17 protein-coding genes and 5 pseudogenes are annotated in these 24,464 nt (G+C 64.8%); 17 read left to right on the top strand and 5 right to left on the bottom strand.

From position 1 onward, the window contains the following. Positions 1 to 65: 65 nt before the first annotated feature. Positions 66 to 494: a SufE family protein gene (locus ACTGJ9_RS31575; RefSeq protein ID WP_456674232.1), complete on the top strand. Its 429-nt coding sequence runs from the start codon at positions 66 to 68 to the stop codon at positions 492 to 494. 128 nt (positions 495 to 622) lie between these two features. On the opposite strand, the gene ACTGJ9_RS31580 is transcribed toward ACTGJ9_RS31575, so the two are convergent. Continuing rightward, the gene (locus ACTGJ9_RS31580; protein ID WP_456674233.1) at positions 623 to 1,039 is read right to left on the bottom strand and encodes a MucR family transcriptional regulator; all 417 of its coding nucleotides are present in this window, start codon (positions 1,037 to 1,039) and stop codon (positions 623 to 625) included. A 163-nt stretch (positions 1,040 to 1,202) separates the two neighbouring features. Continuing rightward, complete coding sequence (locus ACTGJ9_RS31585) at positions 1,203 to 1,340, bottom strand: hypothetical protein (RefSeq protein ID WP_456674234.1); 138 nt, start codon at positions 1,338 to 1,340, stop codon at positions 1,203 to 1,205. Positions 1,341 to 2,387: 1,047 nt separating this feature from the next. On the opposite strand from ACTGJ9_RS31585, the gene ACTGJ9_RS31590 reads away from it, so the two are divergent. The 3 genes from ACTGJ9_RS31590 to ACTGJ9_RS31600 all read left to right on the top strand — a co-directional run bounded on the left by ACTGJ9_RS31590 (position 2,388) and on the right by ACTGJ9_RS31600 (position 6,313). Further along, on the top strand, positions 2,388 to 4,037 hold the full coding sequence (locus ACTGJ9_RS31590; protein ID WP_456674235.1) for a glycosyltransferase family 39 protein: 1,650 nt from the start codon (positions 2,388 to 2,390) through the stop codon (positions 4,035 to 4,037). 133 nt (positions 4,038 to 4,170) lie between these two features. Next, positions 4,171 to 4,950 carry a class II aldolase/adducin family protein gene (locus tag ACTGJ9_RS31595; RefSeq protein ID WP_456674236.1) on the top strand — a complete coding sequence of 260 codons (780 nt, stop codon included), beginning with the start codon at positions 4,171 to 4,173 and terminating at the stop codon, positions 4,948 to 4,950. A 199-nt stretch (positions 4,951 to 5,149) separates the two neighbouring features. Further along, positions 5,150 to 6,313 (top strand): IS110 family RNA-guided transposase, encoded by a 1,164-nt coding sequence (locus ACTGJ9_RS31600; protein ID WP_456674237.1) that lies wholly within the window; start codon positions 5,150 to 5,152, stop codon positions 6,311 to 6,313. Between the two features lie 538 nt (positions 6,314 to 6,851). On the opposite strand, the gene ACTGJ9_RS31605 is transcribed toward ACTGJ9_RS31600, so the two are convergent. From ACTGJ9_RS31605 to ACTGJ9_RS31615, 3 genes and pseudogenes are all read right to left on the bottom strand, one after another. After that, entirely contained in the window at positions 6,852 to 8,270 is a 1,419-nt protein-coding gene (locus ACTGJ9_RS31605) for a M20/M25/M40 family metallo-hydrolase (protein WP_456674238.1), read from the bottom strand. A 25-nt stretch (positions 8,271 to 8,295) separates the two neighbouring features. Next, a pseudogene (locus tag ACTGJ9_RS31610) lies at positions 8,296 to 9,661 on the bottom strand (glycosyltransferase family 87 protein). Positions 9,662 to 9,790: 129 nt separating this feature from the next. Beyond that, positions 9,791 to 11,413: a helicase HerA-like domain-containing protein gene (locus tag ACTGJ9_RS31615; protein ID WP_456674239.1), complete on the bottom strand. Its 1,623-nt coding sequence runs from the start codon at positions 11,411 to 11,413 to the stop codon at positions 9,791 to 9,793. A 339-nt stretch (positions 11,414 to 11,752) separates the two neighbouring features. On the opposite strand from ACTGJ9_RS31615, the gene ACTGJ9_RS31620 reads away from it, so the two are divergent. From ACTGJ9_RS31620 to ACTGJ9_RS31680, 13 genes and pseudogenes are all read left to right on the top strand, one after another. Next, positions 11,753 to 12,118 carry a DUF2267 domain-containing protein gene (locus ACTGJ9_RS31620; RefSeq protein ID WP_456678692.1) on the top strand — a complete coding sequence of 122 codons (366 nt, stop codon included), beginning with the start codon at positions 11,753 to 11,755 and terminating at the stop codon, positions 12,116 to 12,118. A gap of 26 nt (positions 12,119 to 12,144) precedes the next feature. Continuing rightward, positions 12,145 to 12,551 (top strand): annotated as a pseudogene (locus ACTGJ9_RS31625) (DUF4332 domain-containing protein). Between the two features lie 196 nt (positions 12,552 to 12,747). Next, positions 12,748 to 13,608 carry a dihydropteroate synthase gene (gene folP / locus ACTGJ9_RS31630; RefSeq protein ID WP_456674240.1) on the top strand — a complete coding sequence of 287 codons (861 nt, stop codon included), beginning with the start codon at positions 12,748 to 12,750 and terminating at the stop codon, positions 13,606 to 13,608. Then, positions 13,605 to 13,973 carry a dihydroneopterin aldolase gene (gene folB / locus ACTGJ9_RS31635; protein WP_456674241.1) on the top strand — a complete coding sequence of 123 codons (369 nt, stop codon included), beginning with the start codon at positions 13,605 to 13,607 and terminating at the stop codon, positions 13,971 to 13,973. Before folP ends, folB begins: the two co-directional genes overlap by 4 nt. 1 nt (position 13,974) lies before the next feature. Continuing rightward, positions 13,975 to 14,466: a 2-amino-4-hydroxy-6-hydroxymethyldihydropteridine diphosphokinase gene (gene folK, locus ACTGJ9_RS31640; RefSeq protein ID WP_456674242.1), complete on the top strand. Its 492-nt coding sequence runs from the start codon at positions 13,975 to 13,977 to the stop codon at positions 14,464 to 14,466. Positions 14,467 to 14,547: 81 nt separating this feature from the next. Beyond that, positions 14,548 to 16,417, top strand: a pseudogene (locus ACTGJ9_RS31645) (methylmalonyl-CoA mutase subunit beta). Next, a complete protein-coding gene (locus tag ACTGJ9_RS31650; protein ID WP_456674243.1) occupies positions 16,414 to 16,878 on the top strand; it encodes a GFA family protein in 465 nt (154 codons plus the stop codon). Before ACTGJ9_RS31645 ends, ACTGJ9_RS31650 begins: the two are co-directional and overlap by 4 nt. Before the next feature lie 23 nt (positions 16,879 to 16,901). Beyond that, a complete protein-coding gene (scpA, locus tag ACTGJ9_RS31655) occupies positions 16,902 to 19,058 on the top strand; it encodes a methylmalonyl-CoA mutase (protein WP_456678693.1) in 2,157 nt (718 codons plus the stop codon). A gap of 162 nt (positions 19,059 to 19,220) precedes the next feature. Then, positions 19,221 to 20,036, top strand: a complete 816-nt coding sequence (locus ACTGJ9_RS31660; RefSeq protein WP_456674244.1) for a DUF3298 domain-containing protein — start codon at positions 19,221 to 19,223, stop codon at positions 20,034 to 20,036. A gap of 119 nt (positions 20,037 to 20,155) precedes the next feature. Then, positions 20,156 to 21,141: pseudogene (locus ACTGJ9_RS31665) on the top strand (tripartite tricarboxylate transporter substrate binding protein). Positions 21,142 to 21,233: 92 nt separating this feature from the next. Further along, positions 21,234 to 22,220, top strand: coding sequence for a methylmalonyl Co-A mutase-associated GTPase MeaB (meaB, locus tag ACTGJ9_RS31670; protein ID WP_456674245.1), 987 nt, complete (start codon positions 21,234 to 21,236; stop codon positions 22,218 to 22,220). After that, positions 22,217 to 22,872, top strand: a pseudogene (locus tag ACTGJ9_RS31675) (pyroglutamyl-peptidase I). The gene meaB and the pseudogene ACTGJ9_RS31675 overlap by 4 nt, the downstream one beginning before the upstream one ends. 201 nt (positions 22,873 to 23,073) lie before the next feature. Then, positions 23,074 to 24,444 carry a TIGR03808 family TAT-translocated repetitive protein gene (locus tag ACTGJ9_RS31680; RefSeq protein ID WP_456674246.1) on the top strand — a complete coding sequence of 457 codons (1,371 nt, stop codon included), beginning with the start codon at positions 23,074 to 23,076 and terminating at the stop codon, positions 24,442 to 24,444. Positions 24,445 to 24,464 lie beyond the last annotated feature (20 nt).

The following is a 24,464-nucleotide window of genomic DNA, read 5'->3' on the forward strand; positions in this document are numbered from 1 at the left end:
AAATCCTATCGATTTCGGCAGCCCCCGTCCCTATATTGGCAGGAAGCGGGAACCACGGGCCATCAATGACTGCAATTGACGAGATCAGGGACAATTTCGAGCTCCTCGAAGACTGGGACGACCGCTACCGCTACGTCATCGAGCTCGGCCGCACCCTGGAACCGATGCCCGAGGCGGAACACTCGGCCGAGAACAAGGTGAATGGCTGCGTCAGCCAGGTCTGGCTCCAGAAGCTGGTCGATCGCGGCAACGGCGCGCCGATCCTGAAGTATCGCGGCGACAGCGACGCGCACATCGTGCGCGGGCTGGTCGCGATCGTGCTCGCGCTCTACTCCGGTCGCACGCCGCAGGAGATTCTTGCGACCGATGCGATCTCAGTGTTCGACGAGTTCGGCTTCCGCGATCACCTGACGCCGCAGCGCTCCAACGGCTTGCGTTCGATGGTCGAGCGGATCAAGACCGACGCGAAAGAGGCGCTCGCGGACGCTTCGTGAGAGAAAGACCCTCATGGTGAGGAGCGCGGAACGCGCGTCTCGAACCATGAAGGCCCCGCTCTCGCCGCGGCCATCCTTCGAGACGCCCGCGTTGCGGGCTCCTCAGGATGAGGGCGGAGTAAGCGGCTCTACTTTCCCTTTTTCCGCTGCTGCTGGCCCAGGCCCATCTTCTTCGCCAGTTGCGAACGCGCCACCGCGTAGTTCGGCGCGACCATGGGATAATCGGCCGGCAGGCTCCATTTTTCGCGATATTGCTCCGGCGTCATGCTGTACTGGGTGCGCAGATGGCGCTTCAGCGACTTGAAGCGTTTGCCGTCTTCCAGACACACCAGATAGTCCGGGGCGATCGACTTCTTCAGCGAGACGGCGGGCTTTGCCGGCTCGAGCGGCGCTTCGACACGGCCCGACGATACCCGCGTCAACGCCCCGTGCACCTGGCTGATCAGGTTCGGAATCTCGGCGGCCGGTGTCGGATTGTTGCTGACATAGGCCGACACGATGTTCGCCGTCAGCTCGATGAAATTTTTAGCCCCAACATCCGACATGGGCTCGACCTCTCCAAATCCGACTCCGTCGCGGCTTCATTGGCGACGGCGAAGTATTCTCTGTCAACAATACCTTTGGCCGAAATACGACGACTGGAAAATATGAACGGATTACTGATCTCGCGGCAACAGTTGCGAGACTTTACTTGGACCAGGCGAAGCTTCAGCCGCGCTGGTCGAGATGGGCGCGCAGTTCGTCGATCGAGGCAAAGCGCATCATGCCCTCCGGCATCTGCGCCTCGATCGAGCCGTCCGAATAAAGCGAATAGGCCATGCCGTCGACGATGCCGGATTTGAGCACCGTGACGGGCGCCTGTTCGGCCGGCGGCGGTTCGGGTGCCGGCGGAGGTGCGGCGGGCTGAGGAGCAGCAGGCTCGAAGGTCGACGACGGGCGGGCGGCGGCGGGCGACGAGGCGCCGGCGGTTCAGGCGGCCGGGCACGGTCGGCCTTCGGCCAGGCATCGTCAAAGCTCGCGGGAGGGGCCTCGGGCACGGCCGGCTCCGCGGGCTCGGCCTTTGGTTGCGGCGGCAACTCCTCAGCCTTTGCCTCGGCGCGCTCGCGCTCCTTGCGGGAGCTCGAGGCGAACAACAGGTTGCGCCGACGCGGTGCCTCCGGGGCTACGGGCGGGAACGGAGGCGGCGCTTCCGGCTCTGCCGGGGCCTCGGTCCGCGGTCGCTCGCGCGCCGGTGCTTCGGCCTGCCAAGGCGGTGCAGCGGGCGATGGCTGCGGCTCGCCTCGCATCGCCGGAGCGAGTTCAGGGGCAGCCGCGCCTGGTGCAACAAGGCCGGGCGGCAGCACCGGCCGCACGCGAACCTCCGACGGCGCGGCCGTCGCGGCCAGCCGGCGGGCGATGCCTTGCAATTCCCGCAGCACGATGTAGAGGCCGACCAGTAACATTCCGGAGCAGACGCCTATCGTTCCACTCGTTATGAGCGTGCTGCCGAGGCTGAAATCCCGGATCGAATAGCCAAAAGCGACCGCAAGGAGGCCCGCCACCACGGCGAAAATCCCTGCGATCAACAAAGCCAAGCTCATCGAACACACCCCCGGCCGCGCATCCACGCACGGCACCCGTTACGCCACGATACCGTCATATAGCGTTCCCCGCCAACGGCCAATTGCCGGCGCCGTTCCTAACGGGAAGGATATCAGGGACTTATTCACATTCCCTTCAGCAACGGTCCGCTAGCTCTTATGTACTCCCGCGTTTCTGGAAATTGCTGCGTCGCATCAGGAATTTAGCCATAATGCCCAATTACTTGGTAATGGAACTGCGCTATAGGGATTCCGGGGAGCAGGCCCGCGCGCACCAGCAGGGCCGAGAGGGGATTCCGGGTCACCAATAGCCATGACATCCATCACGACTTCGGCGATCGACACGCCTCTCGGGCGCTCGGTTGAACGGACTTGCGACGACCTCGCCATGCTGGTGCTGGCTGCCGTCGCCGTCATCGCGGGCCTGACGTTCCGCGATTACGGGCTCGGCTGGGACGACTACACCCATGCCGAATATGCCGACCTGCTGCTGCGCATGTACGGCTCCGGTTTCAGGGACACATCTGCGCTCTCCTTCGCCAACCTCTATATGTATGGCGGCGGCTTCGACATGATCGCAGCCCTCCTGCACAAAATTCTTCCGCTCGAGCTGTTCGAGACGCGACGCCTGGTCGGCGCGATCGTCGGCGTGATCGGGCTTGCGGTCACGTGGCGGCTCGGTCGCCGCGTCGCCGGACCGCTTGCCGGTCTTGCCGCACTCTTGCTGCTGGCGCTCTGCCCGATCTTCTACGGCCACATGTTCATGAACCCGAAGGATGCGCCCTTCGCGGTGGCGATGATCATCCTGATGCTCGGTCTGGTCCGGCTTGCCGAGGAATATCCAAAACCCTCGCCGCGCACGATCCTGATCGTCGGGTTCGGTGCCGGCCTGTCGATCGGCTGCCGTATCCTTGGCGGGCTCGCGCTGGTCTATGCGATGGCCGGCTTCATGCCGCTGTTCCTGGAAGAGCTGCGCACCGAGGGCGCCCGCGAGGCTATCCGCCGCTTCGCCCATGTCGTCTACGTGCTGCTGCCCGGCCTCGCGTTCGGCTACCTCGTGATGGGCCTGATCTGGCCGTGGTCGATCATGGAGCCCGGCAATCCCTTCGAGGCCCTGACCTATTTCTCGCATTTCTTCGAGAAGCCCTGGAAGGAGATGTTCGACGGCGCGATCGTGTCCGTGCCCGACATGCCCTGGTCCTATCTGCCGACGCTGTTCGCGCTGCAGCTCCCCGAAGTGATGCTGGTGCTGATGACAGGCGCCGTGTTCAGCACCTTCGCGATGCTGCCGCGTCGCGAGGTTCCGGGGCGCCGCAAGGCCATCCTGCTGATGCTGACGCTGGCGGCCACCCTGCCGCTTGCGATCGCGATGGTGAAGCGTCCTGCGCTCTACAACGGCATCCGCCATTTCGTCTTCGTGATCCCGCCGATGGCGGTGCTCGGCGGCGTTGCCTTCGCCAGGACCATGGAACGCCTGCGCGCCAGCCACCGCGCCTGGCAGCCGGCCGTGCTCGCCGTGTTCTGCTTCGGCCTGGCGCTGCCGCTCGCCGAGATGATCCGGCTGCATCCCTATCAATACACCCACTTCAACCACATCGCCGGCACGGTACGCGCCGCCGACGACCGCTTCATGCTGGACTATTGGGGGCTCGCGCTGAAGCAGGCCTCCGACGAACTGCACGAGCAGCTGGTCGAGCGCCAGGAGGTGCCGCCGCGCAATCGCAAATGGAAGGTCGCGGTGTGCGGTCCGCAGCGTCCGGCGCAGGTTGCGCTGGGCCCCGACTTCACCATCGGCTGGGACTCCAACGCGGCCGATTTCGCCATGACGCTCGGCGAATTCTACTGCAAGGGCCTGACTGCCCCCGTGCTGGTGGAGATCAAGCGCGACGACGTGGTGTTCGCCCGCGTCTACGACATCCGCGGCCGCAGCATTTCCAGCCTGCTGTCGATCCCGGCGCCGTAATATTTTTCTCCGGAATCCGTAGCCCGCTCCATGCGGGTTACGCTGAACTGCCGCGCTTGGCGCGCACCTTGCTGCCAGCCGTTTGCGAGACTAGGCTCCCTCCCCGCAACAACGAGGTTCGGAGAGATTTGCCATGTCACCAGCGGAAGCGCGCCTGAAGGAAGTACCGTCGAACATGACGGAGGCCGAGTGGCAGCAACGGGTCAATCTCGCCGCCTGCTATCGTCTCGTCTCGCTGTATGGCTGGGACGATCTGGTCGACACTCACATCTCCGCGCGCGTGCCCGGCCCCGATCATCACTTCCTGATCAATCCCTACGGCTTGATGTTCGACGAGATCACGGCGTCGAGCCTGGTCAAGGTCGATCTGCACGGCAATCAGCTCAGCGAGAGCGAGTACAGCATCAACCCGGCCGGCTTCACCATCCATTCGGCGATCCACGAGGTGCGTGAGGACGCGATCTGCGTGCTGCATCTCCACACGCTGGACGGCACCGCGGTGTCGAGCAGCGCCGAGGGCCTGCTGCCGCTGAACCAGACCGCGCAGCTCGTCACCCACGATCTCGCCTATCACGACTATGAAGGCATCGCGCTCGATCACGAGGAGCGGCCGCGGCTGCAGCAGGATCTCGGCGACCACAACCACATGCTCCTGCGCAACCACGGCACGCTGACCGTCGGCCGCTCGGTCGCTTCCGCCTTCGAGCGCATGTACCACCTCGAGCGCGCCTGCTCGATGCAGGTGCGTACCCGCGCGCTGGGCACGCCGGCCTATCCGGTCGAGGAGATCGCGATCGAGAAGAACACCGAGCTGCTCGCCAACCGCGACCGCGCCGAGCTGCGCGCGACGAACCTGGTATGGCCGCCGCTGCTGCGCAAGCTCGACCGCGAACTCCCGGGCTATCGGTCTTGAAATTTACCGGATTTCGTGTAGACTGATCGTCAACACCCTCTACACAATTCGGAATGAAACGCCGTCCAATTCCGGGCGGCGTTTTTATTTGGGCCCGCCGTCATTGCGAGGAGCTCTTGCGACGAAGATTCCATGGGGAGTGGATAGCAGCCAAGTCTGAGGCCAGACTGAGGTTGCTGAAACACTCAACCTGGAGACAATGATGTTGCTCGATCATCCTTCCGACGGACTGGCCGCTATCCGCACGCAGTTTGGCGCAATTTTCGTGTCATTGGAACTGAGCCGCTCGACATGGCTGGTGACCTCGCTGTCGGCCGGCAAGGGCGAGAAGATGTCGAAGCGCAGCGTGGAGGCCGGCGATCTTGCGGAACTCTTGAAGCTGTTTGCGGAGCTGAAGCGCAAGGCACAGGCGCGAACGGGTGAGAGCTATCCGATCATCACGATCCAGGAGGCGGGGCTGGACGGGTTCTGGCTGCACCGCGCTTTGCAGCAGGAAGGCATCGAGAGCCACGTGGTCGATCCGGCCTCGATTGCGACGCCGCGCCGGCGCAGGCGGGCCAAGACGGATCGGCTCGATGGCGAGACGCTGTTGCGGGCGCTTCTGGCCTATAAGCGCGGCGAGCCGCGGGTCTGCGCGATGGTGGTGGCGCCCTCTCCGGAAGCGGAGGACCGCCGCAGGCTTTGCCGCGAGCGGCGGACATTGATCGCCGAGCGGATCGAGCATGTGAACCGGATCAAGGGCGTTCTGTTCGCGCAAGGGATATTCGGCTACGTGCCGCTGCGGCGCGATCGACGGGCACGGCTCGAAGCCTTGCGGACCGGAGATGGGCGCATGCTGCCGGCGCATCTGAAGGCCCAGATCAGCCGCGAGCTCGATCGTCTCGAACTGCTGCTCGACCAGATCGCGGCGGTGGAGCGCGAGCAGGAGGCGTTGCTGGTCGTGAGCAAGCCAGCCGGGGAGAAGGCGGATCCCGTCACGATGCTGCTCGCCCTGAAGAGCATGGGCCCGAACTTCGCGGCCGTTCTCTGGACGGAGGCGTTCTGGCGGCAATTCGCCAACCGCCGTCAGGTTGCGTCCTATGCCGGTCTTGCGGCCACGCCATGGCGGAGCGGCGGCATCGAGCGCGAACAAGGGGTGTCGAAGGCCGGCAATCCGCGGCTGAGGACCACGATGATCCAGCTCGCCTGGTTGTGGATACGCCACCAGCCTCAATCGGCGCTGACCCAGTGGTTCAAGGTCAACAGCCAGCGCGGCCGCAAGCGCACGATCGTGGCGCTGGCCCGCAAGCTGCTCGTGGCCTTGTGGAAGTACGTGACCGCCGGCGTCGTGATCGAGGGAGCCGTGATGAAGACCGTCGCCTGATGCAACGCTTCCCGCAGCCTTAAAACCAATCAGCCGAGGAACGATCAGCCTCGGCCGATCCGGGGTGGACGAACCGATGGATTGCATGGCTTCAAACGCCGCAACGAAGAATGGTCCCGTCCTCTCGAGCCTGCCCGCCGCAAGCGGAATGTTGGTGCAGTCGCTACCGCGCGACGACCGGATGTGAGTTTGATCTGGCACGCAAAACCAGATTGTCAAAACCGGCTCGACCCTGAGATCGCTGAACCATAAGGAGTAGTTCGCCCGCGGCCTCCCGACCACACAAGCCTGATGGCGTGCTCGATCACGTCAAAGTCAAGCCGCTGCGCGGCGGCTCTAACGAGCCGACCTTGACGCGATCTCCGCGCGCCATCCGAAACATCCCGCGGTCGGGACGAAGAGCTGGCCTGCAATCGAACAAAGAGCTGAACAACCGCCTTGACACACCTAATCCCCATGTGAGCAATCCAGACTGTTTCTGCGGAAGGATTCTGGATTGCTTCGCTTCGCTCGCAATGACGAGGAGAGCCTTCGTGCCCTACTTCACTTCCGCCAAGGCCGCGAGGATCCGTGCCCAGGAGCGGATGCCCTTCTGGAAGCTGCGCAGATCGTACTTCTCGTTCGGCGAGTGGATGTTGTCGTCGTCCAGGCCAAAGCCGACGAGCAGCGAATCCAGCCCGAGCGCGCGCTTGAAATCGGCGACGATCGGGATCGAGGCGCCGGAGCCCATCAGCACGGTCTCCTTGCCCCATTCCTCGGTCAGCGCTTGCCTCGCGGCGGCAAGCGGCTTCATGTTCCAGTCGAGCGCCACGGCGGGTGCGGCGGAATGGTCGCCGAACGCGACCTTGCAGTCGCCCGGAATCCGAGCGGTCACATAGTCGCGGAAGGCCTTGCGGATCTTCTGGGGATCCTGTCCCTGGACCAGCCGGAACGAGACCTTGGCCGAGGCGTGCGACGGGATCACCGTCTTGGAGCCCTCGCCGATATAGCCGCCCCAGATGCCGTTGACGTCGCAGGTCGGACGCGTGGAGGCCTGCTCGACCAGCAGCCGCCCTTTCTCGCCAGCGGGGATCGACAGCCCGATCGGCTTGAGGAACGACTCCGGCGTGAAGTTGAGCTTCTTCCACTGCTCCAGGATCTCCGGCGGCGTGTCCTTCACGCCCTCATAGAATCCGGGAATTGTGATGCGGTTGTCATCGTCGAACAAACCGCCGAGAATTTTGGTCAGCACCCGGATCGGGTTCATCGCCGTGCCGCCGAACACGCCGGAATGCAAATCGCGGCTGGCGGCGGTGATCTTCACCTCTTCATACAGAAGGCCGCGCAATGCCGTCGTAATCGCCGGCGTTTCCGGGTCCCACATGCCGGTGTCGCAGACCAGCACGTAATCGGCTTTGAACTCGTCCTTGTTGGCCTCGACGAACGGCACGAAGTTCTTGGAGCCGACCTCCTCCTCGCCTTCGATCAGGAAGGTGATGTCGATCGGCAGCGAGCCCGTGACTTTCTTCCAGGCGCGGCAGGCTTCGACGAAGGTCATCACCTGGCCCTTGTCGTCCTCGGCGCCGCGCGCGACGATGATCTTGCGGCCGTCGGCATGATCGGCGACGGCGGGCTCGAACGGCGGGCGGTGCCAGAGCTCGAGCGGATCGACCGGCTGCACGTCGTAATGGCCATAGAAGATCACATGCGGCCGTCCGCCCGCCTTGTCGTCTGCCTTGTCGTCTGCCTTGGCCTTGCCGACGACGGCAGGATGGCCGGCGGTCGGCCTCACCTCGGTCGCGACGCCGAGGCTCGCGATGTCCTTGGCCAGATGCTCGGCCGCCGCCTTGCAATCGCCGGCATAGGCCGGATCTGCGGAAATCGACTTGATCCGCAGCAGCGAGAACAGGCGCTCGAGGCTGTTATCAAAGTCCTTGTCGATGTGGTCGAGCACGGATTGAAGCTGCGCATTGGCCATGGCCGGATGTCCCACTTTTCGAGTCTCAAGATGGCTTGAGTTCCAGGATGTTTTCGGGTTTTAGCCCTGCCGCGGCGTCGGAGCTAGCCGCAACCGGCGGATGCCGGATGTGCCAGGCGAGCGCAACGGCGAGCACCGCCGTAGCGATGATGTTGTTGCCCCAGGCCTGAATGGTATTGGGGAACAGCGGCAGCGACAGCAGCATGAGGATGCCGGCGGCGGCGAGCGCGAGCAAGGTCCCCAGTCGCACATTCGGCCGCGCATCGAAAGCGGCCCGATGTATCAGCACCGCCAGCGGCAGGAACAGCCACATGAAGTAATATTGTCGCGCCAGCGGCGAGGCGACCGTCATCAGGCAGAACAGGATGCCGAGCTCCTCGGCGTCCGATCGCGCCGTTCGCAGCGCTTGCCGCGGCATGACCGCGACAAAGCCGAGCCCGAGCAACGCCGATACCGCAAGCACGATCCAGTTCGCCGTCTTGTAATCGACGTCGATGACATTCATCGTGCGCGCCGGCTTGCCGGGATCGTCCAGATTGTAGTTGATCGGCCGGACCAGCCGGTGCGTCATCGCGATGATGGACTGGTTGACCCACGACCAGTTCTGCTCGTCGCGCTGCCCAAAACCCTTTTCCGAGCTCGAGCCGACCATGCCCTGGTACCAGGTATTGAGCTCGCCCGCGTTACGCGCGAAGCCGCGGATCGGCGCCGGCACGACATAGAGCAGGATGCCGATGAAGGCGATCATGCTGACGACCGCCGCCCATTGGCGGCGCCAGACCAGATAAGGCAGCACCGCAATCGGAAACACCTTGATCGCGGTGGCGAGCGCGAACATGAAGCCCGCGAGCCAGGACCGCCGATGCTGAAGGCTCCAGAAGCCGTAGAGCATCATCGCCAGCAGAACGAGGTTCGGCTGACCGAGATCGAACATGTCGAACACGAAGGAGACGGTGACGATCGCCGGCACCGCTTCGAGCCAAGGGCTCGGCTCGCGACCCGAGCCGGTCATGGCGTTGGAGAGAATGCTCGTGTACCACCATGCCACACCGTTCAGGATCGACAGCACGACGTAGAGCGGGATCTTGCCGAACCAACTCGGGATCGCCAGCAGGATCGCCGGCAGCGGCGGATAGATGAACTCGAACGGGTGATCCATTTCGCTGGGATAGAGCGCGCCGCCATGCAGCACCTGCTGCCCGGCCCAGTACCACAGCGCATAATCCTTGGTTTTGCCATGACCGAAGATCTCCGGACCGAGGACATCCGCGGTCAGGAGCAAGCAGCAAAACAAGAAGAGCAGGTCGAGCGGCCTGCGCGGCGAGAGTTCGGAGCGCGCCGGGTTTGTCGGTTGGATTGAGCGGTGTCACATTATGTCCCGTCGGAAACATATAGCACGTAGCAGACCGACGGACGCTTGGAGAGTCCCCCTCACCCGAATTTGTACCCGGCAAAGATGCTCTTTCCCCCGCCACCTGCGTGGCGCTACGGACCACCGGCCTGCAACCGGGGCATTCTGCCTACCTTCGCAGCAATCCGCCGAGCGCGCCGCGGACCAGGGCGCGGCCGACCGAGCCGCCGAGCTGGCCGCCGACCGATTTGCCGAGATCGGCCACGACTCCGCCGACGACCTTGTTGGTGACCGTGCGCGTGACGTCGCGCGCGACGCGTTGTCCCGTCGTCAGCCGGTGACGTCCGGTGCTGGTGCCGAAGATGGTGCCGACGATCGAGCCGATCTGGCCGAGGATGCCGCCCCCGCCTGCGCCCGCCTGGCCATCAGCCGGCGCCGCTGTGGCGGCGATGCGCTTCTGAAGGATCTCGTAGGCGGACTCAGAATCGATCGCGGTGTCGTATTTGCCCTTTACCGGGCTCGCATCCATGATCGCCTTGCGCTCCTCCGGGCTGATCGGCCCGATGCGGGCCGATGGCGGGCGGATCAGCACCCGCTCGACCATCGCAGGCGTGCCGTTGCCTTCGAGGAACGACACCAGCGCCTCGCCCTTGCCGAGCTCCATGATCACCTTGGCGGTGTCGAGCTTCGGGTTGGGCCGGAAGGTCTGGGCTGCCGCGGCGACCGCCTTCTGGTCACGCGGGGTGAAGGCGCGCAACGCATGCTGCACCCGGTTGCCCATTTGCCCGAGCACGCGATCGGGCACGTCGATCGGATTTTGCGTAACGAAGTAGACGCCGACCCCCTTGGAGCGGATCAGGCGGACCACCTGCTCGATCTTGTCCATCAGCGCCTTCGGCGCATCGTTGAACAACAGATGCGCCTCGTCGAAGAAGAACACCAGCTTGGGCTTGGGAAGGTCGCCGGCCTCGGGCAATTCCTCGAACAGCTCCGACAGCATCCACAGCAGAAATGTCGCGTAAAGCCGCGGGCTCTGCATCAGCTTGTCGGCGACGAGGATGTTGACCATGCCGCGGCCGTCGCGGTCGGTCTTCATGAAGTCCTTCAAGGTCAGCGCCGGCTCGCCAAAGAATTTTGTGGCGCCCTGGTTCTCCAACACCAGAAGCTGGCGCTGGATGGTGCCCACAGTGGCCTTGGTGACGTTGCCAAAACCCAGAGCCGCCTTCCGGATCGGCGCGAGCGGATCATCGTCAGCGTCCGGGCCTTTCTTGCCGCTGTCGGGCACGATGGCGTCGAGCAACGCCCGCAGATCCTTCATGTCGATCAGAGCGAGACCGTTATCGTCGGCGACGCGGAAGGCGACGTTGAGCACGCCCTCCTGCACGTCGTTGAGATCGAGCATGCGCGCCAGCAGCAGCGGCCCCATCTCGGTGATGGTGGCCCGTACCGGATGGCCCTGCTCGCCGAACACATCCCAGAACACCGTCGAGAACTGGTCGGGCTGGAACGTCAGCCCCATCTCGGCGGCGCGCTTGACGATGAAGTCCTTTGCCTCCCCGACTTCGGAGATACCGGAGAGGTCGCCCTTGATGTCGGCGGCGAACACCGGAACACCGGCCCGCGCAAATCCTTCCGCCATCACCTGCAGCGTGACCGTCTTGCCCGTTCCGGTCGCACCGGTGACTAGTCCGTGGCGATTGGCGAGCGCCAGCGTCAGCCAGGCCTGCTCGTCTCCCTTGCCGACGAAGATCCTGTCGTCGGTATCGCCGACCTTGTTGTCTTGCGCCGCCATCAGTTTCTCTTAGTTTCGCGTATTGAAATTTGAACTCACCTGTTCCGCAGTTTAACGCATGTTGTAAGCCGATTGAAACCGTTCAAGACGGCGCGGACATGCGACATTGTCGGAGATACCGCGCCCGGCATGCGCCAAAAGTCGGAGTGATACATTCGCACCGCGGCAATTTTTTCGCTGATTCCTTCCCGGCCTTGCAACGCTGCAACACTTTTCGGGCGTTCGAAGATGAATCGCATTTTCGCCGCCGTTCATCGCTTGTATTTCACATCACACCGGCTCAAGATCACGTTTCGAAATAAATCTCCGGCATGTGAACCGGCTGAGGGGCAGGCCCATATGGACGAGCTGATCGGACAACTGGCGACAAGCGCCAGGATAGATAGTGCTGTCGCTGAAAAGACCGTCGGCATTATCCTGGGATTCCTCCGCAGCGAAGGTCCTTCCGACAGCGTGCAGGCCCTGATCGACCAGATCCCCGGTGCAGAAGGCGCGATCGAAACATCCACGAGCAGCGGCGGACTGTCGCGGCTGGTGGGCGGCGGCCTGATGGCCGTCGGCACGCGCCTGATGGGCCTTGGGCTTGGCATGTCCGACATCCAGACCATTGCCCGTGAACTTTTCCGCTACGGCCGAGACAAAATCGGAGCGGATCGGATGGGCAAGATCATTGCGGGGACGCCGGGCCTCAGTCAGTTCGCCTGAGAGGCCACGCTTTTACATCGAGTATCATGACATATCCGATCTCCGAGATTGAGGGCCTGCCGGCCTTTGCCGCCAACAAGTTGAAGGCGCAGGAATCCGCACTACCGACGCGCTACTGGAAGCCGCAAGCACCGCCAAGGGACGCAGGGCGCTCTCGGCCAGGACCGGCATCAGCGAGCAGCTGCTGCTGGAGTGGGCCAACGTCTCCGACTACATGCGGATTCCCGGCATGGGCCGCGCCAAGGTCGGCCTGGTCCGCGCCGCCGGCGTCACCACCGTGCGCGAGCTCGCCTATCGAAATCCAGCAAGATTGGCGCAGAGCATGCGCGAGGCCAACGATCGAAGGAAGCTCGTCCGGATTCTTCCTTCCGAGAAGTCGGTCGGCGACATCATCGCCAAGGCCAGGAAACTGTCGCCGAAGATTACGTATTAAGACCATCGCCGGGGCGGCGGCGGGAGACAGCGCACCCCCGCTCCCACATCGTCGTTGCGAGCGCAGCGAAGCAATCCAGAATCTTTCCACGACGACAGCCTGGATTGCTTCGCTTCGCTTGCAATAACGCGGCGGGGTCTGGCGATGCCCCAATCCCGTCTTGACTCCCCCTCCCCGACCGCGCAAAGCCACGCGCATGAATGCCTCGCCCTCCCCATCCGTCCCGCCGGCCGGCTCGGCCGGGCCTGACGTGCTGCGGACCCTGCTGGAACGGCCTCTGCCGGCGGTGATGGGCGTGCTCAACGTGACGCCGGATTCCTTTTCCGACGGCGGCGACTTCATCGCACCGGACCAAGCGCTGGCACGGGCGCGGGCGATGATCGAGGCCGGCGCCGACATCATCGACATCGGCGCCGAATCCACACGGCCTTACAAGGGCGCCCGGCCGGTGACAGTGGCGGACGAGCTTGCGCGGCTGAGGCCGGTGCTATCTGATGTCGTCGCGCTCGGCGTCCCCGTATCGATCGATAGCATGAAGGCGGAGGTCACAGCCTTTGCGCTCGACCAGGGCGCGGCCATCGCCAACGACGTCTGGGGATTGCAGCGCGACGCCGATATGGCAGCGCTGATCGCCGCGACAGGCGTCCCCGTCATCGTCATGCACAACCGCGACAGCGTCGATTCCGATATCGACATCGTCGCGGACATGAAGGCGTTCTTCCTGCGCTCGCTCGACATCGCCGCCAAGGCCGGCATCGCACGCGACAAGATCGTGCTCGATCCCGGCATCGGCTTCGGCAAGACCGCCGAGCAGAGCATGATCGCGCTGGCGCAGCTGCGCGAGCTCGACACGTTCGGCCTGCCGGTGCTGGTCGGCGCCTCGCGCAAGCGTTTCATCGCATCGGTATCGCCGTCGGAGCCGAAAGGGCGGCTCGCCGGATCGATCGCCGCGCATCTGATCGCCGCGCAGAACGGCGCAAGAATCATCCGGACCCATGACGTCGCCGAGACCTTGCAGGCCCTGCGGGTCGCCAACGCAATCGGGAGCAAGCAATGACCGATACGATCTTCGTGACCGGCCTGTCGATCCATGCACGCCATGGCGTGATGGATCACGAAACCGAAGTCGGCCAACGCTTTGTCATCGACCTCGAACTCTACACCGACCTGTCGGAACCCTCGCGCAGCGATCGCCTCGCCGATACCGTCTCCTATGCCGACGTGGTGGCGACCACGACGGCAGCGTTCAAGAACACCAGCTACAAGCTTCTCGAGCGTGCCGCCGGCGCTGTCGCCGACGCCATCCTGTCGCACTTCCCGCGGATTCGTGCCGTGAAGATCACGGTGCACAAGCCGCATGCGCCGATCGCCGCGATCTTCGACGATGTCGGCATCATGCTGACCCGCTCGCGGCATCCCTGACATGGCGAGAGTGCTGATCGCACTGGGCGGCAATGTCGGCGATGTCCGCGCGACATTCCGCAAGGCGATCGCCCATATCTGCGGCATGGCGCAGGCCGCGCTGATCGCGCGTTCGTCGGACTACACCACGCCGCCCTGGGGCGACGAGGACCAGGATCCTTTCATCAACGCCTGCGTCGAGATCGAGACCGACCTCGATCCGCACGCGCTCTTGTTCGTCATGCAGAAAGTCGAGCAGAAGTTCGGTCGCACGCGGGAGAAGGCGAGGCGCTGGGGTCCGCGCACGCTCGATCTCGACATGGTCGCCTATGACGATGTGTCGTTTCAAAAACCCGACCTGACCCTGCCGCATCCGCGGCTGTTCGAGCGCGCCTTCGTGCTGGTGCCGCTGGCCGAAATCGCGCCCGACCGCGTGATCTCGGGCATCCGTGTGCGTGACGGGCTCGCCAGCGTCTCGACGCAAGGCATTGAGCGGCTTTCGGATACCGGGTAACCAAAAACAACCGTTTGCAGGGAGGGCCGGCCGTGGCAATTTCGCCTGCGAATAACGAGATGTTTGGGAGCCTTGGGCCGTATGACCTCCGTGACTGACGATCTGCCGCTGGCGGCCGATTTTCCCAAGGCGACGGACGCGGACTGGCGCAAGCTGGTCGACGGCGTGCTCAAGGGCGCGCCGTTCGAGAAGCTGGTCGGCAAGACCTATGACGGCGTGAGCATCGAGCCGCTCTATCCGCACGCCAAGGGCGCTGCGCTGATAATGGGGCGAGCGGCCGCTGCACCATGGCTAATCATGCAGCGGGTTGATCATCCCGACGCGGCGGCAGCGAATGCGCAGGCGCTGCAGGATCTGGAGAATGGCGCGACGGGCCTCGAGATCGAGTTCGCCGGGGGCCCGGTGCACGCGGCTTCGGTGTCATCGACGCCAACCCGACAACGCTGGCGCGTCTGTTCGACGGCGTGTTCCTCGATGCCCGCGTCGCGGTCTCGCTCAACCCGGTGGCCGGCCGGCAGGACGCCGGCACGCTGTTCGCCGATACGATCGAGGCCAGGAAGCTCGATCCTGCCAAGATCGACGTGCGCTTCAACTACCAGGCTCTGAGCACGTTCGCCGTGCGCGGCGCCGCGCTCGCGCCATGGTCGGAGTACGAAGCGCCCTTCGTGCGCATCGTATCGGGCTTGATCGGGCGTGGCTTCAAAGGTCCGTTCGTGCTCGCCGACGGCCGCCCCGTCCACGACGCCGGCGGTTCCGAGGCCCAGGAGCTGGCGTTCGCGCTGTCGCTCGGTGCGACCTATCTGCGCATGCTCGAGCGCAGCGGCATCGATCTCGATGTCGCGCGACAGGCGGTTTCATTCCGGCTCTGCGCCGACGCCGACCAGTTCCTGACGATGGCCAAGTTCCGTGCATTGCGGCAGCTATGGGCGCGCGTCGAGCAGGCCTGCGGCCTCGCGCCTCGGCCGGCTTTCATCGCCGCGGAAACCGCCTGGCGCATGCTGACGCAGCGCGACCTATGTGAACATGCTGCGCGCCACCGTCGCGACATTCGCCGCCGGGCTTGCCGGCGCCAACGCGGTCACCGTGCTGCCGCACGCTGGCGCGCGGGCTGCCTGATCCTTTTGCACGGCGCGTCGCGCGCAACACGCAGCTTCTGCTGCTCGAAGAAAGCAACCTCGCAAAGGTCAGCGATCCCGCGGCGGGATCCGGCGGCATCGAGACGCTGACGTCGGAACTGTGCGCGACGGCATGGGCGCTGTTCCAGGAGGCGGAGAAAGCCGGCGGCGCCTTCGCTGCGCTTGAACAGGGTCTGTTCCAGAGCAAGGTCGCGGCGACGCGCAAAGCGCGCGAGACCAATGTCGCAAAGCGCCGCGACGTGCTGACAGGCGCCAGCGAGTTTCCCAATCTGCACGAGGTCGACGCCACTGTGCTCGACGTGTCTCCGATTGCGCTGCCAGCCGCGGGCGAGCCGAAATGCAAGTTCGACGCGCTGGCGCCGATGCGCCTCGCCGCACCGTTCGAAGCGTTGCGCGACAAATCTGACGCAATGCTGAAGGCGCGCGGCACGCGGCCCAGCGTGTTCCTGGCCAATCTCGGCACGCCCGCCGATTTCACCGCGCGCGCGACCTTTGCCAAGAGCTTGTTCGAGACCGGCGGCATCCAGGCCGTCGACAGCGAGGGTTTTAGCGATCCCGCCAAACTCGCGACCGCCTTCAAGGCTTCGGGCGCGGCGCTCGCCTGCTTGTGTTCCAGCGACAAGGTCTATGCGGAACACGCCGAGGTCGCGGCAAAAGCCCTGCAATCCGCGGGCGCGAGACATATCTATCTGGCAGGCCGTCCGGCTGAGGCCGAGGCGGACCTGCGGGCGGCCGGTGTCGCGGGCTTTGTGTTTGCCGGCAGCGACGCGCTTACCACGCTGCAAGAGGCTTATTTGCGGATGGAACAGGCATGACCGACGCCAGCAAACCCGTTCTCACCGGCGGCTGCCAATGCGGCGCGGTGCGCTTTGCGATTTCGACGGCTCCGAACCGGGTTTCGATCTGCCACTGCCGGATGTGTCAGAAGGCGAGCGGCGCGCCATTCGCCTCGTTCGCCGATATCAACCGGTCGGATTTCGCCTGGACCAAGGGTGAGCCATCGTTCTTCCGCTCGTCCTCGATCGCCGACCGCGGCTATTGCGCCGCCTGCGGCACGCCGCTGAGTTTTGGCCGCATCGACGGCGACCGGATCGAAATCATGACCGGCGCCTTCGACCGGCCCGACCGCCTGGTACCGACGCGTCAGTACGGAACCAGAATCCGCCTCGGCTGGGTGGTCGGCATCTCCAATCTGCCGAGCCAGACCACGCAACAGAATTACGGGCCGGAGAAGATGGCGACCATCGTCAGCCATCAGCATCCGGATCATGATTGAGCGTCTATGATATGGTTGAAGCCATGAGCCGCATTCCAAACTTTGCAGACATTGCCTTCGAGCACACGGCAAGCGGCGCTCCGTCAGGCAGCGCAGAACCGTGGCTGACGCCGGAGGGCATTCTGGTGAAGCCGGCCTATGGCGAGGGCGATCTGGCCGGGCTCGATTTCCTCGAGACCTATCCGGGCATTGCGCCGTTCCTGCGCGGCCCCTACCCGACCATGTATGTCAACCAGCCCTGGACCATCAGGCAATATGCCGGTTTCTCCACTGCGGAGGATTCCAACGCGTTCTACCGCCGCAACCTGGCGGCGGGACAGAAGGGCCTCTCGGTCGCCTTCGATCTCGCCACCCATCGCGGCTACGACAGCGATCATCCGCGCGTCGGCGGCGACGTCGGCATGGCCGGCGTGGCGATCGATTCCATCTACGACATGCGCACGCTGTTTGCGGGGATTCCGCTCGACCAGATGAGCGTGTCCATGACCATGAACGGTGCGGTGCTGCCGATACTCGCGCTGTTCGTCGCGGCCGCAGGCGAACAGGGCGTACCGCCGGAGAAGCTCTCGGGGACCATTCAGAATGACATTCTGAAAGAGTTCATGGTGCGCAACACCTACATCTATCCGCCCGCGCCCTCGATGCGGATCATCTCGGACATCTTCGCCTACACCTCGCAGAAGATGCCGAAATACAACTCCATCTCCATTTCCGGCTATCACATGCAGGAGGCCGGCGCGACGCAGGATCTCGAGCTCGCCTATACGCTCGCAGATGGCGTCGAATATCTGCGCGCCGGTCTTGCCGCGGGCCTGGATGTCGACCGCTTCGCGCCGCGCCTGTCGTTCTTCTGGGCGGTCGGCATGAACTTCTTCATGGAAGTCGCCAAGCTGCGCGCCGCGCGCCTGCTCTGGGCGAAGCTGCTCAAGCCGTTCAATCCCAGGGATCCGCGTTCGTTGTCGCTGCGCACGCATTGCCAGACCTCGGGCTGGTCGCTGACGGCGCAGGACGTGTTCAACAATGTGATGCGCACGACGGTGGAGGCGATGGCGGCGACGCAAGGTCACACCCAGTCGCTGCATACCAATGCGCTCGACGAGGCGCTTGCTCTGCCGACCGATTTCTCGGCGCGCATCGCCCGAAACACGCAGCTGTTCCTGCAACAGGAGAGCGGCACCACACGTATCATCGATCCCTGGGGCGGCTCGTATTATGTCGAGCGGCTCACGCGCGATCTCGCGGCCAAGGCCTGGAGCCATATCCAGGAGGTCGAGGAGCTCGGCGGCATGGCGAAGGCGATCGAGGCCGGCGTGCCGAAGCTGCGCATCGAGGAGGCCTCGGCCAAGACCCAGGCGCGCATCGATGCCGGGAAGCAGGCGGTGATCGGCGTCAACAAGTACAAGCCGACCGACGAGGCGCCGATCGACATCCTCAAGGTCGACAATACCAACGTTCGCCGGCTCCAGATCGACAAGCTGGCGCGGCTGAAATCCGAGCGCAGCCAGAAGGACGTCGATGCCGCGCTCGCCGCGTTGACGCGCTCGGCCGGCGACGGCAACGGCAATCTGCTCGCACTCGCGATCGACGCGGCACGGGCCAAGGCAACTGTCGGCGAGATCTCGGACGCGATGGAGAAAGTGTTCGGCCGGCACCGCGCCGAGATCAGATCCATCACCGGCGTCTACAAGCGGGAGGCGTCCAGCATGGGCAATCAGGTCGAGAAGGTTCAAGCGCTGATCGACGCGTTCGAGGAGGCCGAAGGCCGCCGCCCGCGCATCCTGGTCGCCAAGATCGGCCAGGACGGACACGACCGCGGCCAGAAGGTGATTGCCTCGGCTTTCGCCGACATTGGCTTCGATGTCGATATTGGGCCGCTGTTTGCCACCGCGGACGAAGCCGCACGACAGGCGGTCGAGAACGACGTCCACATCCTCGGCGTCTCCTCGCTCGCCGCCGCCCACCTCACGGCCGTGCCGGAGCTCAAGGCCGCACTGAAGAAGCAAGGCCGCGAGGACATCATGATCATCGTCGGCGGCGTGGTGCCGCCGCAGGATTACGACGCGCTCTATGCGGCCGGTGCCGAAGCGATCTTCCCGCCCGGGACGGTGATCGCCGACGCCGCCGAGGAGCTGATCCGCAAACTGAATGCCCGGCTCGGGCATAGCGAGGCGGCGGAGTAATTCTGCGGTCTGTCGATCTTCACATATAAAACGGGCAGACGGGCTGCCGCGACCAATCTTCACGTCCTGGTGTTCGCGCCGCGCGTTCCGCGCCGGTTCATGTCGCGATCATTACGCTCACCTCGACTCCGAGCGCGTCGATGGCGGTCGGATGCAAAATTGATGGATATTGAAGTGACATGTCATCGCGGAAGTGTGCGGGCAGGATTGCTCGCGATCTTTTCTGCCGTCGCGACGATTGCCCTTGCCTCTGCCTCTCTCGCAGCCGACCCAAAGCCCGACGCCGTCGTCAAGAACAGGAACATCGAGGCCCGCATCTTCCTCGACGATAAGATCAAGGCCGACGCGGCGCTGACGGCGGATTGCCTCGCCGAGGGCAAGAAGTGGCTTGAGAAGAACGCAGCCGACGCGGCCGCTTCGCGCAAGCAGGACCCGCAACTCTTCCGGGACGGGGGCTGGGATTTCGAGCGCAAATATTCGATCCGCTCGGTGGTTGCCGATCGCTATGTAAGCGTCCTGCGTGACGACTACATGGACACCCATGGGGCCCATCCCAATTCGGACGTGAACACGGTCCTCTGGGACAAATCCGAGAGCAAACGCATCTCGATCCGCCCGTTCTTCACCGAGACGGCCGATGGCGGCCCCACCATGAAGATGATGGCGAAGGCCGTGATCGCCTCGCTCAGAATCGAGAAGAAGAAGCGCGACACCAGCGAGACCGCGACCAATGAATGGTTCAAGGGTGTCGAGCCGAGTCTGCTCAAGATCGGCGCCGCGACGCTCGCGCCATCGACCGAAACAGGCAAGAGCTCCGGCCTCACCTTCCACTACCCGCCCTATGCGGTCGGCCCCTACGCCGAGGGCCAATATGTCGCATTCGTTCCCTGGGAGACATTGAAGCCTTATCTCACGCCGGAGGGCGCGCGCATCTTCGGCGGTACGCGGCCAAAAGGCGACGCTGACGAGCAGCAATAGTTCCAACGAAACACTTGCTCACGGCGCCCTTGGGTGGCCGCTTGCGACATCCATCCAAAGCCGCGTAGCATATCGTATTGACGCGAGCCCGATTCCCGAGGGCGCTGCCGGGATCATTGATGCCAGCAATCACGCGCCGCATTTTCGCGGCTTCTTCTATGGCTGCCGCCACGTCCGCCCTCCTCGCACCTGCGCGCGCGCAAGCCTATCCGGCTCGGCCGGTGACCTTGATCGTGCCGTGGGGTGCGGGCGGCGGCACGGATGCGACCGCGCGCATCGTCGCGACGCTTCTGGAGAAGGAGCTCGGCCAGCCATTTAACGTCGTCAACCGCACCGGCGGATCCGGCGCCGTCGGCCACGCCGAAATCGCAGCCGCAGCGCCGGACGGCTACACGATCGGCACGCTGACCGTGGAAATCGCGATGCTGCATTGGCAAGCCCTGACGCCGCTGACGCCACAAAATTTCGCGCCGCTGGCGCTGGTGAACGAGGACCCGCCTGGCATCCAGGTATCGGCGTCCTCGCCGTACAAGACGGTGAAGGAGCTCATGGACGCCATCAAGCTGGCGCCTCCGGGACTGTTCAAGGCTTCGGGCACCGGACAAGGCGGCATCTGGCATCTCGCCCTCGTCGGCTGGATGCAGGCGATGGGATTGCCGGCCAATCAGGTCGCCTGGTCAGCGTCGAATGGCGCAGCACCGGCCATGCAGGATCTCGTCGCGGGCAGCCTCGATCTCACCACCTGCTCGGTGCCCGAAGCGCGCGCCACCATCGAGGCCGGCCAGGCCCGGAGCCTCGCGATCATGGCGCACGCGCGCAATCCGATCTTCCCGGACGTCCCGACGCTGAAGGAGACGCTCGGCGTCGATTATACCACCAGCTCATGGCGCGGCATCGGCGGCCCAAGGGGCTTGCCTCCCGGCATCGCCGCCACGCTGACCGCGGCCTTGAAGAAGGTGTATGACTCCCCGCGTTCAAGGACTTCATGACCGGACGCGGTTTCGGCACCGTCTGGCGCGATGCCGGCTCGTTCGCGACCTTCATGGACCAGGCGGATAGCCAGATGGGCCAGGCGATGAAGGCGGCTGGATTTGCGAAAGCCTGATCTGACAGCGCATCCCAAGCGCGCGACCCGAGGCAAGGTGCTTCAAGCATCGGGGCTCTCGCCTGCTTGCGCCCGCCGTTGTAAAGCAGGGCATGGTTGAGAAGACTTCGCTTGACATTACCGCCCTCGCCCGTGACCTCCGGGCCGGCCATCGCGCGGCGCTGGCGCGGGCCATCACGCTGGTGGAGAGCCGGCGCGGCGATCATCAGGCGCAGGCGCGCGAGCTCGTGCAGATGCTCCTGCCCGACACCGGCAAGGCGGTTCGCGTCGGCATTACCGGCTCGCCCGGCGTCGGCAAATCCACCACCATCGACGCGCTCGGGACCTATCTGATCGAGCAGGGCAACAACGTCGCGGTGCTCGCGGTCGATCCGTCCTCCGCGCGCAGTGGCGGCTCGATCCTCGGCGACAAGACGCGGATGGCGCGGCTCGCGGCCTCCGACGATGCCTTCATCCGCCCCTCGCCGTCTTCAGGCACGCTCGGCGGCGTCGCGGCCAAGACGCGCGAGGCGATGCTGCTGTGCGAGGCGGCCGGATTCGACGTCGTGCTGGTCGAGACCGTCGGCATCGGCCAGTCCGAGACCGCCGTCTGCGACATGACCGATTTCTTCCTCGCGCTGATGCTGCCGGGCGGCGGTGACGAGCTGCAAGGCATCAAGAAAGGCCTCGTCGAGCTCGCCGACATGATCGCGATCAACAAGGCCGATGGCGACAATCTCAAGCGCGCCAACATCACCGCGGCCGACTATCGCGGCGCGCTGCATATCCTGGCGCCGAGGTCCGCGCATTGGCACCCACCGGTCGTCACCTATTCGGCGCTGGCCGGCACCGGTATTGCCGAGCTCTGGCAGAAAGTCCTCGAACACCGCAAGGCAATGAACGCGTCCGGCGAGTTCGCCGCGCGCCGGCGCGACCAACAAGTGAAATGGATGTGGTCGATGCTCGAGCAGCGCATGCTGGCGCGGCTGCGCAGCGAGGCGTCGGTGAGGGCCAAGGTAAGGAAGATCGAGGCGGAGGTCGCCGACGGCCGTCTCACGCCGGCGCTTGCCGCCGAGCAAATGTTGGAGTTGCTGCGATGAGCGAAAAACTCCGCATTCTCCTCACCGGCTTCGGCCCGTTTCCCGGGGCGCCGCATAATCCGACCCAGCCGCTGGTGGCGCGGCTGGCGCAATTGCGCCGGCCGGCGCTCGATGACGTCGCGCTGTCGCACCACATTTTTCCGGTGACCTATGCTGCGGTCGACCGGCAATTGCCGGAGGTGCTGGCGAAAGTGAAGCCGCATGCACTGCTGATGTTCGGCCTCGCCGCCCGCACGCCGTATCTGCGCATCGAGAGCCGCGCGCGCAACGCCGTCACCATGCTGTGGCCCGATGCCGCCAACACCGGCTCGAGCAAGCGCGGCATCGCCGCTCATGCGGACGCCATGACGTTCGGCCCGCACACGGCAAGGCTGTTGCGCGCCGCGCGCCTCACCGGCATCGATGCGCGGCCCTCGCGCGATGCCGGCGCCTATCTCTGCAACTATCTGAGCTGGCGCGCGATCGAGAATGTCAGGGCGGGCGGGCCGGGGCTCGCGGCGTTCATCCACATTCCCTGCTTGCGCGCAGCGGCGCGATGCGGCGCAAGGGCGCGCCGCGGATTACGCTGGACGAATTGGTGGATGCGGGGGAAGCGATGCTGATGGAGATGGTGGGTTTGGCACGGAAGCGGCGGAGCATACCGGCCTCGTAGGTAGGCAAAGGCGCGCTTGCGCCGTGCCCACCATGCATCGGCATTGGCGGCAACAACGGTGGGCACGCTTGCGCTTTGCCCACGTTGTGGCACCGTCTCTGCGTAAACATTTAACCCTACCGCGAACAATCCCCACGGCGCTCCCTGCCCTGCGCTACCTAATCTCCGCGGACACCTCCCGCGTCCGCCGAAGGACGCGTCATGGACCTTAATCGCCGTCATCTCATTGGAGCATCCACCGCCGGCATCGCCGGCGCGCTCGCCGTGCCTGTTGACGCGGCGCGCGCGGCGCCGCTGACGTCGATGCTCGGCCGCGATGCGACCCAATACGGCGTGCGGCCCGGCAGCAGCGAGGATCAGACCCGCGCGCTGCAGCGCGCGATCGACGAGGCCGCGCGCGCGCAAATGCCGCTGGCGCTACCGCCCGGACTCTACCGAACCGGACTGATGCGGCTGCCCAATGGCGCGCAACTGATCGGCGTGCGCGGCGCGACGAAACTCATCTTCACCGGCGGGGCCTCGGCGATCCAGAGTGACGGATCGGACTCGATCGGACTGACCGGCCTCACGTTCGAGGGCAATGGCATTCCGCTGCCGACGCGGCGCGGCCTCATCCACGTCCTCGGCGGCCGCGACGTTCGCATCACTGATTGCGAGATCACCGGCTCTGGCGGCAGCGGCATCTGGCTCGAGCAGGTGTCCGGCGACGTCTCCGGCAATATCTTCACCAACATCGCCGTTACGGCAGTGGTTTCGTTCGACGCCAAGGGTCTCAGCGTGTCCCGCAACACCATTGCCGGCACCAACGACAACGGCATCGAGATCCTGCGCACCGCAATAGGTGACGACGGCACGCTGGTCGCGGACAACCGCATCGAGAACATCAAGGCCGGCCCCGGCGGCTCCGGCCAGTACGGCAACGCCATCAACGCCTTCCGCGCCGGCAACGTGATCGTGCGCGGCAATCGCATCAGGAACTGCGACTACTCCGCCGTACGCGGCAACTCGGCCTCCAACATCCACATATCAGGCAACAGCGTCAGCGACGTGCGCGAGGTCGCGCTTTATTCCGAGTTCGCGTTCGAGGCCGCGGTGATCGCCAACAACATTGTGGATGGCGCCGCCATCGGCGTCTCCGTCTGCAATTTCAATGAAGGCGGCCGCATCGCGGTGGTTCAGGGCAACATCATCCGCAACCTGATCCCGAAGCGGCCGATCGGGACCGCGCCCGACGACGATGCCGGGATCGGCATCTATATCGAGGCCGACACCTCGGTAACCGGCAATGTCATCGAGAACGCACCGTCCTACGGCATCGTCGCCGGGTGGGGCAAATATCTGCGCGACGTCGTGATCTCGGGCAACGTGATCCGCAAGGCGCTGGCCGGCGTCGGCGTCTCCGTGGTGCCGGGCGCAGGCACCGCGCTCGTCAACAACAACATGATCTCGGAAAGCCCGCGCGGCGCCGTGGTCGGCCTCGATCACGCGCGGGCCGTGACCGCGGACCTGTCAGCGGACGGCGCGCAACGCTTTGCGCAGGTCGTGGTCGGCGGCAATGCAGTGCGGCAGTAAGTGGCAGTGGGGCCGTTCAT

Source organism: Bradyrhizobium sp. RDM12, assembly GCF_051917485.1.
Taxonomy (GTDB): domain Bacteria; phylum Pseudomonadota; class Alphaproteobacteria; order Rhizobiales; family Xanthobacteraceae; genus Bradyrhizobium.

Excerpts from the sequence above, each read along its gene's own strand:
- ACTGJ9_RS31575 (WP_456674232.1), top strand. The coding sequence starts at position 66 with ATGACTGCAATTGACGAGATCAGGGACAATTTCGAGCTCCTCGAAGAC.
- ACTGJ9_RS31580 (WP_456674233.1), bottom strand. The coding sequence starts at position 1,039 with ATGTCGGATGTTGGGGCTAAAAATTTCATCGAGCTGACGGCGAACATC.
- ACTGJ9_RS31590 (WP_456674235.1), top strand. The coding sequence starts at position 2,388 with ATGACATCCATCACGACTTCGGCGATCGACACGCCTCTCGGGCGCTCG.
- ACTGJ9_RS31595 (WP_456674236.1), top strand. The coding sequence starts at position 4,171 with ATGTCACCAGCGGAAGCGCGCCTGAAGGAAGTACCGTCGAACATGACG.
- ACTGJ9_RS31600 (WP_456674237.1), top strand. The coding sequence starts at position 5,150 with ATGATGTTGCTCGATCATCCTTCCGACGGACTGGCCGCTATCCGCACG.
- ACTGJ9_RS31605 (WP_456674238.1), bottom strand. The coding sequence starts at position 8,270 with ATGGCCAATGCGCAGCTTCAATCCGTGCTCGACCACATCGACAAGGAC.
- ACTGJ9_RS31615 (WP_456674239.1), bottom strand. The coding sequence starts at position 11,413 with ATGGCGGCGCAAGACAACAAGGTCGGCGATACCGACGACAGGATCTTC.
- ACTGJ9_RS31620 (WP_456678692.1), top strand. The coding sequence starts at position 11,753 with ATGGACGAGCTGATCGGACAACTGGCGACAAGCGCCAGGATAGATAGT.
- folP (WP_456674240.1), top strand. The coding sequence starts at position 12,748 with ATGAATGCCTCGCCCTCCCCATCCGTCCCGCCGGCCGGCTCGGCCGGG.
- folB (WP_456674241.1), top strand. The coding sequence starts at position 13,605 with ATGACCGATACGATCTTCGTGACCGGCCTGTCGATCCATGCACGCCAT.
- folK (WP_456674242.1), top strand. The coding sequence starts at position 13,975 with ATGGCGAGAGTGCTGATCGCACTGGGCGGCAATGTCGGCGATGTCCGC.
- ACTGJ9_RS31650 (WP_456674243.1), top strand. The coding sequence starts at position 16,414 with ATGACCGACGCCAGCAAACCCGTTCTCACCGGCGGCTGCCAATGCGGC.
- scpA (WP_456678693.1), top strand. The coding sequence starts at position 16,902 with ATGAGCCGCATTCCAAACTTTGCAGACATTGCCTTCGAGCACACGGCA.
- ACTGJ9_RS31660 (WP_456674244.1), top strand. The coding sequence starts at position 19,221 with ATGGATATTGAAGTGACATGTCATCGCGGAAGTGTGCGGGCAGGATTG.
- meaB (WP_456674245.1), top strand. The coding sequence starts at position 21,234 with ATGGTTGAGAAGACTTCGCTTGACATTACCGCCCTCGCCCGTGACCTC.
- ACTGJ9_RS31680 (WP_456674246.1), top strand. The coding sequence starts at position 23,074 with ATGGACCTTAATCGCCGTCATCTCATTGGAGCATCCACCGCCGGCATC.